At 40.7% G+C, this 13510-nt stretch carries 12 protein-coding genes; 1 reads left to right on the top strand and 11 read right to left on the bottom strand.

Features of this window, described 5'->3' with window-relative positions; all coding sequences use genetic code 11:
• Positions 1-26: 26 nt before the first annotated feature.
• The 4 genes from essB to MKY17_RS02020 all read right to left on the bottom strand — a co-directional run bounded on the left by essB (position 27) and on the right by MKY17_RS02020 (position 3583).
• On the bottom strand, positions 27-1376 hold the full coding sequence (essB, locus tag MKY17_RS02035; protein WP_098373531.1) for a type VII secretion protein EssB: 1350 nt from the start codon (positions 1374-1376) through the stop codon (positions 27-29).
• 71 nt (positions 1377-1447) lie between these two features.
• Positions 1448-1687 (bottom strand): EsaB/YukD family protein, encoded by a 240-nt coding sequence (locus MKY17_RS02030; RefSeq protein ID WP_053537134.1) that lies wholly within the window; start codon positions 1685-1687, stop codon positions 1448-1450.
• Between the two features lie 96 nt (positions 1688-1783).
• On the bottom strand, positions 1784-2074 hold the full coding sequence (locus MKY17_RS02025; protein ID WP_034306171.1) for a WXG100 family type VII secretion target: 291 nt from the start codon (positions 2072-2074) through the stop codon (positions 1784-1786).
• Between the two features lie 594 nt (positions 2075-2668).
• Complete coding sequence (locus MKY17_RS02020; protein ID WP_098373530.1) at positions 2669-3583, bottom strand: nucleoside hydrolase; 915 nt, start codon at positions 3581-3583, stop codon at positions 2669-2671.
• 380 nt (positions 3584-3963) lie between these two features.
• Here MKY17_RS02020 and MKY17_RS02015 point away from each other — a divergent pair, with 380 nt between their 5' ends.
• Positions 3964-4146 (top strand): hypothetical protein, encoded by a 183-nt coding sequence (locus tag MKY17_RS02015; RefSeq protein ID WP_098373529.1) that lies wholly within the window; start codon positions 3964-3966, stop codon positions 4144-4146.
• A gap of 340 nt (positions 4147-4486) precedes the next feature.
• Here the strand turns inward: MKY17_RS02015 and MKY17_RS02010 are convergent, their stop codons facing one another.
• From MKY17_RS02010 to MKY17_RS01980, 7 genes are all read right to left on the bottom strand, one after another.
• Entirely contained in the window at positions 4487-5479 is a 993-nt protein-coding gene (locus tag MKY17_RS02010; RefSeq protein WP_098373528.1) for a D-cysteine desulfhydrase, read from the bottom strand.
• Positions 5480-5571: 92 nt separating this feature from the next.
• Positions 5572-5949: a RidA family protein gene (locus tag MKY17_RS02005; RefSeq protein ID WP_098373527.1), complete on the bottom strand. Its 378-nt coding sequence runs from the start codon at positions 5947-5949 to the stop codon at positions 5572-5574.
• Between the two features lie 96 nt (positions 5950-6045).
• Complete coding sequence (locus tag MKY17_RS02000; RefSeq protein ID WP_098373526.1) at positions 6046-7524, bottom strand: amino acid permease; 1479 nt, start codon at positions 7522-7524, stop codon at positions 6046-6048.
• Positions 7525-7742: 218 nt separating this feature from the next.
• A complete protein-coding gene (locus MKY17_RS01995; protein ID WP_098373525.1) occupies positions 7743-9188 on the bottom strand; it encodes a sigma 54-interacting transcriptional regulator in 1446 nt (481 codons plus the stop codon).
• Positions 9189-9251: 63 nt separating this feature from the next.
• Positions 9252-10427, bottom strand: a complete 1176-nt coding sequence (locus tag MKY17_RS01990; protein ID WP_098373524.1) for a MalY/PatB family protein — start codon at positions 10425-10427, stop codon at positions 9252-9254.
• A 240-nt stretch (positions 10428-10667) separates the two neighbouring features.
• A complete protein-coding gene (locus MKY17_RS01985; RefSeq protein ID WP_098373523.1) occupies positions 10668-12071 on the bottom strand; it encodes an MBL fold metallo-hydrolase in 1404 nt (467 codons plus the stop codon).
• Between the two features lie 59 nt (positions 12072-12130).
• Entirely contained in the window at positions 12131-13339 is a 1209-nt protein-coding gene (locus MKY17_RS01980) for an FAD/NAD(P)-binding oxidoreductase (RefSeq protein WP_098373522.1), read from the bottom strand.
• Positions 13340-13510: the final 171 nt, after the last annotated feature.

Raw genomic sequence — 13510 nt, 5'->3', positions numbered from 1 at the left:
TCTCACCTCCGCAAAAGGCCCATTGCTCACTCTTTGCTTTTCTCTTTTTCTTCAGATGATTTATTGGAGGAATCCTTACTTTTCTCTTTCCCCTCAGAAGCAGATTCCTTTTCCGCTTCTTCTTTTACAGCAGGTTTTGCTTCCGCTGCGCCTTTATCCTCTATATTCGCCTCTGTTGAAGGCTGGTTCTGATCTTGCTGTTCCTCCAATTGCTTTTGCAATTCCTTTAGTTCCTTTTCATATTCGGACAACTCAGTATCGATTTCTTTAATTTGCGTTTCCTTTTCTTCCCCAGAAAGGTTATCGTCCAACTTGATTTGTTCTTTCTGATTTAACAGACCATATGTAATTAATTCGCGATCCTCCATGATTCTCGCCAAATCGATCGCGTCCTCGTTCATGCCCCTGCCTATATAGATCCAATATAGGAGATACTGGCTATCGGTCTGCAATGTGATTGCGTTTTCCACATTTTTCCTAGCTACTCCCTCCAACGGTTCATAGGTGACGTAGGACTTCGCCAGTTCATACTGAACGACATACGGCATTTTTTTCGGATCATAGTTTTCCAAACGGTCAATGACTTCACTATATTTTTGTTTTAAGAAGCTTTCACCGCTTTCTACATACGCCTCCTGCTTAGGTTGGGAGAAGAATAGTGTGTAAATCGCGAACAACAGCAGTGGCACTAGAACGATAACCGTACCCCAAAGTATATAACGGCCCGTTTTCCATTTCTTTTCAGGGATATGCACAAATGCTTTTTCTTCCTTCTCTAAAGCTTCTATCCGAGTTTGAATGAGAGTGGAAAGTTCATCCCAAGTCCCCGATTCCAATATACTTTGTGATTCGTTCGATAGTTTTAGTGTTTTATGGTAAAGCAAATACTCTTCGAATGTATACTGCCCATCCACAAGTGCCGAAATCGTTGCCTTCGTTTCTTTAAATAGCTCATCTTGATCATGCTCATAAGGAGGCAAACTGTCTTTTACGCCATAATGCAGGAAATATGGGGCCAAGCCTGAATCAAAAACGATATTTTCCGGACAGACGACTAGTTGCAGGCGACTCAATTCATGATTCCTGATTTTCTTCAAGATTTGATAAGACGATAACCATCTGCTTAACGGATTTTTTTCTTTAGCTTTGGAAAAAACAAAAAAAGAGGCTGGTGGATTTACTCTGATCTGCACCTCGTCCTCTGTCACTTCTATATGTTTCTGGAGAGTATCATCCGCTTCATGAATAAGCTGTAATTCCAGTGGGTCTTGCATCGATAATTTTGCCCGTTGGAAAACTAACAAATGCCCATTATCATCCTTCATCATTGCAGCTTCTGTTTTTTTCTCCAGATATGAGGATTTTTTCTCATCCATTTTATGTAACTCCTTTACCCCTGCTAAAGGGCTTTAGACTTTTTTCCTATAAAGAGTCCACACTTAATCCATTAGAGGATCTCAAGGCGGTCCCCCGTCGTAATTCCGCTATCAAGCAGGGTTTCATAACCTGAACATACGAACTCTTTATTCTGGACCCGCACCCAATAGCCTTCTTTAGGTGCACTGGCAATATCCTTTACCTGCCATATTATTTCCACAACCTTCTTGATGGATCGGTAATTCGACACTTGCAAATCAAACACTTCCCCTGTATACCTGTTTAAATCGATCGTCAGTTGAATATATATGGAAACCACCTCTTTTAAAGCAAAAAAACACCACGATCTTCATAAAGAGTCGCGGCGCTTTTTCCTAGAAAATTCTTTATCTCATTGACCTAATGATTATCCGCGAATTTGACTAGCAATCTGATTATCTGTGTCTTCAAGGATTTGAGCTGATTTATTCAATTGTTGAGAAACTTCATTCAACAAACGAGCCATATCCATGAATGAAGGCTTTAATTCTTCGTACTGACCTACGAAAGCCTCACTGGAAGAACCTTCCCAAATACCAGTTAAATGATCTCTCATTCTATCTAAACGACCAATCATATCCGTTACTTGTTGGCTCTCATTATCATATTGTCTAGCTACATCTTTCAGTTCTGAAGGTGTTACACGAATTTGTGACATAGAAAAAATCCTCCTTTTATCTTATATAGTACATTTTAATAGAACCATACATTTTCTGCCATATAAATAAGCGCAAAGTCGAAAAATGGTAAATTATGATTATGCAAAAAAACCTAAATATGGCATTATGAAAGTCTATGTACCTGTTTTCTCAAATATTTAAACCCTTTTTTTAATTAATTTTTAACTTTTTACTTTTTCATGGTAAAAAAAGTTCCTTATACCCAATATTTCTGAACTATTATCGAATAATATGGTTTACACCATAATAATAGTGACTTTAGACTTTCTTTTCTAGGAAATTAATCAAACGTTTGATTAAAGTCTAAAAATCAAACGTTTCCATACTGTTCGCCTTTATAATTGATCGATCCCAAATCATTCAAAATGGACACCCGAATGAACGGGGGACCTTTTTTGCAAAGATATATTGTCCTGACTCCCTTTTTCGGCCAACCACTCACTTCAGCTACAGCAGGAATACGTCATATAGCGAGAATCGGTATATCCAACAGAAACAGGCCATCTCTTCCCGAAGGTTTTCGGAAAAGTGATGGCCTTTATACTTAATACATGATCAATTACGTTGCTTAATCAAATAACCCGTTCCAAAAAATGTTTCAAAAACCGATCACTTTCCACATTCGTACAGACGCGGATTCTAGGTTCGCCATCCTCTTGACCAATTGTCCTGCCTGTTTCTTCACCCTCGGTCACCACCTTGACGTTCATCCATTCTGTATTCACAAAACTTGAATCAATCGCAACCCCGACAGCAAGCGGATCGTGAAGGGCGCAACCGCCCAAACCTGGATGGGAGTTTTCATATGCTTTCATATAATAATCGGTCATTTCCGCTAAAAATTTGGCACTTTCCTTACCAGTGGCACGCCAATCATCAAGCTTCGATTTCAACAGATATGTTTGGAGTGTCACATCAAGCCCCACTAGGGTGATTGGCAGTCCTGAAGCAAATACCTGATCAGCTGCTTCAGGATCTGATATTATGTTCGCTTCAGCATAGGGCGTTACATTTCCTGGTACGTTTACGGCACCGCCCATAATAACGACCTCTTTTACTAAGGACATGATCGTTGGGGCTTTTTTAATCGCCAATGCGATGTTAGTCAGTGGTCCAACTGCAATAATCGTAATTTCATGCGGTCGGCTTTTCACTTGATCGATAATGAAATCTGCTGCATTTCCTTGTGATGCTTTGATGGTTGGTTCAAACTGAAGAGTATTTCCTAACCCGTCTTCCCCATGAACATGCTTCGGATATTTCTTCTTCCTTCCGCGCACCAAAGTTTGGTCAGCACCTTCAAAAACCGGAATACGCCTGTTTAATTTCTCCAAAACGGCAAGTGTATTGCGGGTCGATTCAACAACGGGCACGTTACCAAAGCAAGTGGTGAATCCGAGCACTTCCAATTCCGGGGAATTTAAAGCATATGCCATCGCCATGGCATCATCAATCCCAGTATCAACATCGAATATGATTGGTTTCAATATTTCCACACCTTCCAAAATCACTTTTTGAGAGCTTTTTCAATAGAGAAATAACAAATTGATTGCCTTCACTTTTCTCTTTCTTATGTATCATGAAACACTGTTTTCCAACTGAATTTTAACATTCAACGATAGGCAGTTCCACAGAAAGTTAGGAATACTCTTAATTTGCAAACAAATGACAATGCCAGCTGCTTCTTGTATCTACCAGTAATAATAGTTGACCGCTCATAAATATCAATGATATAAAAAGTGAAAAGAAGAAGTTGTATCTTAGTAGTGACCAATCCTTTTCAACTTTGTCAAAGCTATTACGTCTACTACAAAAGCAGTTATGAATACACGCGTTACGAATTTATGATATCCAAGGTGGAAAAAGGATGAAAATGTTTAAGTTGATTGAAGATGTTCCTTCTGCGTATAAAAAAGGAACAAAATTCTTTTTAATATCACATTCAGAATTCATTGGCGTGAAAAGTTATGTATTACTGGCTGAAGATTTGAAAGGAAAGATCGAAGTAACGGAAGAGGAATTGAGGAGTAAATTCGTTTCCATACATTGATTTAAAAAGCTCCATTTGGTTAAGCTGGAAGCTGCTTAGCCAAATGGAGCTTTTCCTTTCCAACCGGCGACTGAAAAAAACTGAATATGAGGAAGGAAAGGACATGTACATTATGGTGAATGTTTTCTTAAAAACTATGATTCTAATGAGGCGGAAATTTTCATCATATTCTATCCCACAGCAGGAGAAACATTGTTAAAGTCTGTACCAAATCAGATGAAGTTCATTCATATACTATTTGGTATGGCTTCATGGGGCTGATTCTATATATTCAGAAGCTCCTTTGCCTTCTATTTTATTGTTTTTTTGATTCACACTATCGCCATATAATAATCAAATTTCAATTAAAGAGAGAAGTATTGGCGTATAGCGATGAAGCTCCACCAGAGTGAACAAATAGAATGTTATCCTCAGGCTTAAAGGTGCCTTTTTGTATTAAATCGATGAGTCCCGCTGCCGCTTTACCCGTATATACCGGATCCAGCAAAATCCCTTCCGTTCTTGCCATTAGCTTGACTGCTTCCACCATTTCAGGTGTAGGCAAAGCATAACCCGGTCCGACATACTCATCAAAGCACGTAACAGCCTCACGAGGAATTGAATTTGAAATGCCGATGTGTGCTAAGGTTTCTTTAACTAGCTGATAAACTTTCTCTTCTTGTTCAGCTTTTCCTCTGCTTACGTTTATTCCAATTACTGATATTCCACTTTGGTTTCCATGAAATCCGGCCACCAAACCAGCATGCATTCCACCGCTTCCACTTACACAAATAACAGCTTTCAAATCAATTCCTTGGTCAAAGGACTGTGCCAAGATCTCCTGTGCGCAAGCAACATATCCCGTTGCACCAATGACATTCGATCCCCCAACCGGAATGATGTACGGGCTATGTCCATTCTCTGTTACCTCTTTAGCCACTTTCTGCATTTCTTGCATTAAGTCCGCCCCATTAGGCACTACTTTGATTTGTTCAGCGCCCAATAAATGATAGAGAAAATAGTTACCATTAAAATCTGGTTCAGAATTTGCAAGACCTTCTTCCAACACAAGAATGCACTTCATTTTCTCTTTAACCGCTGCCGCTAATGTTAAACGGCAATGATTTGATTGAATGCCTCCACATGTAATTAACGTATCAGCCCCTTTATCCAATGCATCGGCAACAAGGAATTCCAGTTTTCTTGTTTTATTTCCCCCAGCCGTCAGACCAAGCATATCGTCTCGTTTAAGATAAATAGAAGGACCACCAAGAACTTCGGAAAAATGATGTAATTTCTCAATGGGTGTATCTGTTGGTGTATATCGCTGTCTAGGAAATTGTGCTAAATTCATTTTTAAAACTCCTCCTGATATTTCTGTTTAAGACTAGCCATATTACATTAAGGAAAATTGAATATCAATCTTCCCTTTTCAATTATATATAATTAAATAATAGCCACCGCTTCTATTTCAATAAAAGCATCTTTAGGTAAACGAGCAACTTCAACCGCACTTCTTGCCGGATAATTATCAGGGAAAAACTCTCCATATACTTGATTCATCACGGCAAAGTGATTCATATCACTTAAAAAAACCGTTGTTTTTATTACCTGCTGTAAGCTTGATCCCGCCGCTTCTATAACTTTCTTAAGATTCTCCAATGACACCCTTGTTTGCTCCTCAATATTATCAGGCATTTCTCCAGTTTCAGTCTGAATTGGAAGCTGCCCTGAAGTATACACTACATTTCCTGCCTTAATACCTTGTGAATAAGGACCGATAGCCTTGGGAGCTTCATTGGTTATGATTGTTTCTTTTATCATATAAACCACCTCTTTTTTTTGTAATCCTATTAAAAAACGGAATTGAATTTAATTTCCTTTAAATAAAACGCTTACATTCAACACAAGCCTTCCCTCTTATTCTTTGCGCTCAAAATCACACTCCATTAGCGGCACCATTTTTGTTTTCTTAATGATTTTATAACCAAGCCAGAGAAGCAAGAAAATAGGAAGACCTATATACGTCGCTATAATTTCTGCCCAGCTAATTTGATCTCCGTAAAAAAGAGTCTGTCCAAAAATGAAAACCACAAAAAATAACAGCGTGATAACTGGGCCCAGCGGGTACCATTTGGCTTTAAACGGCAATTCATTTAGATCTCTGCCTTGGGCTACATAGGCCTTACGGAAGCGGTAATGACTAACGGCAATCCCGAACCATTTGATAAATCCGGTAAGGGCTGAAGCATTTACCAACCAAATAAAAACTGAACCATTTCCAAAAAGGGAAGCCAAAAAAGAGGCAAGTCCTATAAAAGCAGTTGTACAAAGGGCCCACATGGGAATTCCCCTCCTGTTAAGCCTTGCAAAGACCCGTGGTGCCTTTCCTTCTTTCGCCAGTGCCCATAGCATACGTGAAGAAGCATACATTGCTGAATTCGCTGCGGATAAAACAGATGTAAGAAGCACTGCATTCATGACGGAAGCAGCTAATGCCAACCCAGCTCTCTGAAGAACAAGCGTGAAGGGGCTGATAGATACATTTTGAACGCCAGATTTAAGCAGGTTTGGATCCGTATAAGGGATAATCAAACCGATAACAAAGATCGTCAGCACGTAGAAAATAAGGATTCGCCAGAAGATTGACCGAATCGCTTTCGGTACGTTTTTCGATGGATTTTCGGTTTCACCTGCTGCCGTCGCAATCACCTCAGTTCCCTGGAACGCAAAGCCCGCGATGAGCACTACACTAAAGATAGATACAAGCCCGCCATGGAAAGGAGCATCTCCTTGGGTAAAGTTACTGAACCCGACCGCATGTCCTCCCATAATTCCAAAAATCATGGCAACCCCAATAACGAGAAATACGATGATCGAGATCACCTTAATGCCGGCAAACCAGTATTCACTTTCCCCATATGCCTTGACTGATAAAACATTTAAGATTAGCAACAAACCCAGAAATAGTGCACTCCACAATATAGAAGGTGAGTCTGGAAACCAATACTTCATAATAAGAGTAGAGGCCACCAAATCTGCAGGAACCGTTATCGCGGTTGTATACCAATAGTTCCAACCTAACGCAAAGCCTAACGCAGGATCAATATACTTTGAGGCATAGATGTCAAAGGCCCCCGGGACCGGTAAGAAGGCCGATAGCTCTCCTAAACTATTCATGACAAAATAGACCATGATTCCTACCAGAATGTATGCAGCAAGCGCTCCCCCCGGCCCCGCAGTGCTAATCGTCGATCCGCTGGATACAAACAATCCAGTTCCAATAGCGCCACCTATAGCCATCATCGTTAAATGCCTGGATTGCAGCTTCCTTTGTAATGATCCTTTTGTATTTCGCTCTTCTAGGGTGTTACTAATCTCTGCTTCTAATTTCCCCATAGAGTATCCCCCTTTTTACTCATCGTTCAAATACAATTTGTATGCAGGCTCATCTTGTTGTTCTTTTGAAAAATCTCTTCATTGAAATGTTTTTATAATTTTCTGTCAACTTGTTAAATACCTCTACCTTCCGCTTTTATCCCCTCCTCTCAAATTCAGAAGAGAAAATGCTATAAGCACTCTCCCGCATTAATTTTAATTGAGTAAAATAGATGAAGTTAACATAATTTATACTTTTCCAACTTGCGATATAGAGTAGACAGGCTAATCTGTAGTTCCCGGGCAATCTGTTCTTTATCATCTCGATATTTTTCAGCCAGGAAATAGCTCTGGATTACGTCCTTTTCGTATTCTGAAATCATTTGTTCTAAGCTTAATCCACTGCACTCAACAGAGAGATGGTCCTGTTGAAAGAGATAGTCAGGTAAATCTTGAAAGCCCACAATATCCGATTCGGCCATATTGACCATATATTCTACGGCATTTTCCAATTGCCGTATATTCCCAGGCCAATCATAACGGATAAGCCATCGCTCCAGCATGGGGTCAAGTCTCAGTGGATTCCTTTGCATGATCATACAATGTTTATGAATGAAATGTTCGAGATACAAAGCAATATCATCACGCCGCTCTTTCAAGGGTTTGGTATGGAGAGGGAGGACATTGAGACGATAATATAAATCCTCGCGAAAAGTTCCGTTTTTCACCATTTCCTCCAGGTTACGGTGAGTGGCTGCAATCACCCGTACATTAATCTCGATTGATTTATTACCACCTATTCTTTCAATCTCTTTTTCCTGTAAAACCCGTAATAACTTTGGCTGCAAGAAAAGCGGCATATCTCCAATTTCATCAAGAAAAATGGTTCCGTTGTGCGCTAATTCGAATTTCCCCATTTTCCCATTCCTCCTTGAGCCAGTAAATGATCCGCCCTCGTATCCAAACAATTCACTTTCTAACAAGCTTTCAGGTATGGCAGCGCAATTAACTGCCACAAATGAATGCATTCGGCGCTTGCTTTCAAAATGAATCGCCTTAGCTAATAATTCCTTACCCGTACCGCTATCTCCCCTAATCAACACAGTGGATGGACTGTTTACAATCCTTTTTGCTTTTTTAATAACATCTTGAAGCCCGGAATCTTTACCAAGAATGTTTTCAAAAGTAATAGATTTCGTAGGTATCGGTATATCTTCTTGAATTTTGCACCCCTGTTCTTTACCAAGGTCCAGCATTGCTAATTTATTGACTAATAATGTACTAACATTGCGTAAAAACTGTATCAGGTTATCTGATTCTATAATCATTTTCTCCTTTTGTTCAAGGGAAAAACCAATCATGCCGATGACGCCAACCGGTTTGTCTTGCTTTACAATAGGAAACCCGATGGTAGCGAGTTCTTTGCATTGATTTACGAATTTACAACTCCTACACTGCGACTCATCTTTTTTCACATCGTAAACCACTCCAGGCTCCCCTGTTTCCAATATCATTCTGAAAAAGGAGCCTTCCGGAGCCGTTTTGCCAATGAGATCTTTATAGTAGCCAGTTCCGCTAATGCGAACCCCCTTTTCATCAAGCACCGTTATATCCAGACCAAGGATTCCTGCTGTGTTCTCAGCGTAATCTTGAATAAACTGCTGCATGCCGATAAAGCCTGCCATATTATCCTCCTCTGCTATTGCGCTTTATGAAATAATAAAATAAATTTATTATAAAATAAATTTCTACGCTTTGCACAAAGAGGAGACAGCTTTTTCTATGCCACCCAGAGCATTTTTCAACATCGAACGCGGGCAAGCGATATTAAGTCGCATAAACCCTTCACCTTCCATACCGAAGATCTGCCCTTCATTCATTGCAACCCTTGCTCGGCGCAACATAAATTGATCCATTTCTTCAACTCCCAATTCCCGGCAATCAAGCCATACAAGGTATGAGCCTTCAGGCTGAATGACTTTGATTTGCGGGATGTTTTTGCTGAAGTAACTCAGAGTGAACTCTAGATTCCCCTGCAAATATTCAAGGAGCTGATCCAACCATTCTTCTCCAAAGCGGTATGCAGCCTCTAACGCAACAACACCAAATATGTTCGGCGAACCAATGGATAATGTATTAAGTTCTTGATTATACCTTTCACGGAGTTGCTGGTTTGGAATAATGATACTTGACGTCTGCACACCCATTAGGTTAAAAGTTTTGCTTGGCGCAATGCAGGTAAGAGAATGATTCGCAAACTCTTCTGAAATAGAAGCAAAAGGAATATGGGTATGTGTTTTATAAACAAAGTCAAAGTGAATTTCATCTGCGACAACGAGAATATTGTGCTTCATACAAAGCTGCCCCAGTCTCGTCAATTCTTCTCTGCTCCATACCCTTCCTATTGGGTTATGGGGACTACATAGGATCAACATTTTCACTTTTGAATCCATCTTTGCCTCTAGGTCTTCGAAATCTATGGAATAACGCCCATTTTCAAGCTTAAGCGGGTTGTTTACAATTTCACGGCCGTTCGCTTGGACTACACGGGCAAAATGATGGTATACAGGAGGTTGGATAATTATTTTGTCCCCTGTCTGCGTGAAGGACTGAATCGCCAACGATAGAGCTGGGATCACTCCTGGGCTGTGGGTAATCCATTCTTTCTCAATGGACCATCGATGTCTTCTTTTCAGCCAACCAACAATGGATTCCATGTACGAGTCCGGTCTAAGCGTGTATCCATATACACCGTGGACCACACGTTGTTCCAATGCATCGATGACTGGTTGCGGAGACTTAAAATCCATATCGGCCACCCACATCGGAATAACATCCTTTACGCCAAAATGATTTTCAAGATCATCCCACTTTTCGCAGTCAGTGTTCAGTCGACGGATTTCTTGGTCAAAATTATATTTCATCGAGTATCTCTCCTTCTCATGTTTGCTTGTGTACCTTGCCTCTTTATATATGCAATTGTCATGCCAACCCATTTCTCTTATAAAATCTCCTTATTTCCTTAGAATATCTTGTTTGATTACCCTAAACACGCGGTCTTTTTTTTAAAACCCTTTTATCCTAAGCTTTAGCACTTTTGCAATGTTAGGAAATATTTTCTTATAGATGATAAAATCAAAACATTCATTAAGATTCCTGGTGAGTCACAACTTCTTCTGTTTCCTCCATTCCTCATATCCACCTACAAGGCTTTGTACCTCTTTAAAACCATGAACTTGCAGAAGGCTTGCAGCGATGGCTGATCTTCCTCCGGTTTTGCAATAAACCAAAATTGGTTTATCATGTGGAAGTTTAGGTGCCTGTTCTTGTAAATGGCCAAGCATGACATGATTAGCTTGTGGAAGATGGCCTTCCTTCCATTCGGCCATGCTTCGGACATCTAGCACATATATGCTTTCTGTTTGAATTGCGTCATCTATCATGTCCATTGTCACTTCTTCATATTTCATAACACGTGAATCAGATTCGCCAGCCTGCTCAATGATATATGGATCCAATGTTGCAATGACGCGATCCACCCCAATGGACTGGAGATCTTTCACAATATCTGCAACATCAGCATTGCTTGCCAGAAGATATATAGGTAAGTCATAATCCAACAGCCACCCCGCCCACGTTACAAATGATTTGTTATATGGAATATTAATTGAGCCTCGTATATGCTTGGTGGAAAATTCACTGGCCGGACGCGTATCCAAGACTATTCCCTGTTCCGTCCACTCCTGCACAGTATCTATTGACCCCATCATTGGAAGTGGTGCTGCTATCCTTCGGATTTGTTGCGCTCCATCTTTATTCAACCGCTTCATCATTGAAAAATAAGGGGGTGCCTCAGGCTGCCCAGCCAACAGCGCTTCAACAAAGAGATTTTCATCATTATATTGCAGTGCCCAATTTGTCCGTTTTTCATAGCCGATGGTTGACGACGGAATCGCACCTAGCGCTTTACCACAGGCACTGCCCGCTCCATGCCCTGGCCATACTTGCAAATAATCTGGAAAGTTTTTAAATTGTTGCAATGACCGATACATCATGCGTGCCATTTTTTCTGAGGAACCATGTACCCCTACGGCTTTTTCTAATAAGTCGGGTCGCCCCACATCACCGACAAATATAAAATCCCCGGTAAATATGCCAAGTGGGTCCGCACCCCCATCTGTTACGAGCAGCGATATATGCTCAGGTGTGTGTCCTGGCGTATGTACCACCTCAAAATGGATATTTCCAATGGCAAATACATCTCCATTTCTCAGAAAGCGGTGGTCATACCCAGTTGCGTACTCATATTTCCAGTCCGGCCTTCCTTCATCAGACAAATACAATGTCGTTTCAAGCCTGGAAGCCAGCTCCAGCGAACCAGACAAAAAATCGGCATGAATGTGTGTTTCCGTTACGCCCACAATCCTCACACCATGTGCTCTTGCCGTTTTTATGTAAGGCTCTATATTACGTGACGGATCGACAATGATCGCTTCACCGGTAGCCTGACATCCCACAAGGTATGAAGCTTGAGCCAGTTTCTCATCATAAAAATACTTCAATAGCATAAATCCTTCTCCTTTCAAGCACCTCGGACACTTTTGTTTTGTTATGACTAGCAACGTTTTTACATCTTTCCTTTAAGCATTCCGTTCCAATACATAATGGGAAGCAAGTTTTTCTTCAATAAATACATACTGAACCTCTCACGGGATTGATCGATTGGAAAGGTTTCTTGCGGCTGTAAATCATAATTGAACTCAGCCAGTATAAGCCGCCCATATCCGGTAACAAGCGGACATGATGTATAGCCGTCATATTTATGGACCATAAGTTTGGCACGCATCCGATGAAGCAAATTTTGCACAAGCACGGGCGCTTGTTTGCGAATCGCAGCCCCCGTTTTCGAAGTAGGCAGGTTTGTACAATCCCCTATACCAAATACATTGTCATAGTGTTGATGCTGAAGTGTATATTTGTCCACATTCAGCCACCCATTACTTGCCGCGAGCGAACTATTCTTGATAAAATCAGGAGCGCTCATCGGTGGTACCACATGTATCATGTCATATTGCATATTCACGCGCTCTTCTGTGTTCAGGTTTTCAAATGTCGCTCGCTTCTTGTCACCATCAATTTCAACAAGATGATGCATAAAATATGTCTCTATTTCTTTTCGTTCAATTATTTTATTTAGTGCCTGTTCATATTTTTTCACATTGAATATGGATGGGTTCCCTGAAACAAAAATAACCGAAGATTGCTCGCGAACTCCCGATTTTCTGAAATAGTCTTCTGCCATATACATAATTTTTTGAGGAGCCCCTCCGCATTTTACCGGCGTGTTCGGGTTGGTGAAAATGGAAGTCCCCCCCTTGAAGTTTCTGATCGCCTCCCATGTGCCATCAACATAATCATAAGAGTAATTACTACATACCCCATTCTTTCCAATACTCTCTTTTAAACCTTTGATTTTATGCCAGTCAATTTGAATCCCGGCTGCGACAACTAGATATTCGTAGTGCAATTTCTTTCCGGATGCTGTTACAACAACATTTTCATCGGGCTCAAATGTGTTAACCGCATCCTGTACCCACACGGCTCCGTTCGGAATTACGGATGCTTCCTCCCTTTGTGTCACAGTTTTGTCAGCTTCGCCAGCTCCTACAAGTGTCCATAATGGCTGATAATAATGTTTCGTCGCAGGGTCAATGATGGCAATGTTTCCGCTCAGAGTGCGAGATCCACGCAAGAGACGGGCTGCAACCGTAATTCCGGCACTGCCCCCTCCTACAATCAAAATTTTGTAATGGTTTTCATCCTTCATCTTTGCCATTCTAAGCACCTCATCTCAATTTTATAAAGTACCTCACCAATCTAACGCTTCAGCATTAATGATTAGCTTGTTTCGCCGACAGCTCCCCCTCCAACAAATGCGAGCATAATCCCCTAAAGCAAAAAAGTTATATTAAAAGTTATCTATTCTTCTCTTCTAGCCCTAAACGCT

Source organism: Peribacillus sp. FSL P2-0133 (assembly GCF_037975445.1).
Lineage (GTDB): Bacteria > Bacillota > Bacilli > Bacillales > DSM-1321 > Peribacillus > Peribacillus simplex_E.
This window is presented reverse-complemented; position numbering and strand designations above follow the sequence as displayed.

Coding starts and splice junctions, on each gene's coding strand:
- MKY17_RS01995 (WP_098373525.1), bottom strand. CDS start 9,188: ATGGCAGGCTTTATCGGCATGCAGCAGTTTATTCAAGATTACGCTGAG.
- MKY17_RS02025 (WP_034306171.1), bottom strand. CDS start 2,074: ATGTCACAAATTCGTGTAACACCTTCAGAACTGAAAGATGTAGCTAGA.
- essB (WP_098373531.1), bottom strand. CDS start 1,376: ATGGATGAGAAAAAATCCTCATATCTGGAGAAAAAAACAGAAGCTGCA.
- MKY17_RS02000 (WP_098373526.1), bottom strand. CDS start 7,524: ATGGGGAAATTAGAAGCAGAGATTAGTAACACCCTAGAAGAGCGAAAT.
- MKY17_RS01980 (WP_098373522.1), bottom strand. CDS start 13,339: ATGGCAAAGATGAAGGATGAAAACCATTACAAAATTTTGATTGTAGGA.
- MKY17_RS01990 (WP_098373524.1), bottom strand. CDS start 10,427: ATGAAATATAATTTTGACCAAGAAATCCGTCGACTGAACACTGACTGC.
- MKY17_RS02005 (WP_098373527.1), bottom strand. CDS start 5,949: ATGATAAAAGAAACAATCATAACCAATGAAGCTCCCAAGGCTATCGGT.
- MKY17_RS02015 (WP_098373529.1), top strand. CDS start 3,964: ATGAAAATGTTTAAGTTGATTGAAGATGTTCCTTCTGCGTATAAAAAA.
- MKY17_RS01985 (WP_098373523.1), bottom strand. CDS start 12,071: ATGCTATTGAAGTATTTTTATGATGAGAAACTGGCTCAAGCTTCATAC.
- MKY17_RS02010 (WP_098373528.1), bottom strand. CDS start 5,479: ATGAATTTAGCACAATTTCCTAGACAGCGATATACACCAACAGATACA.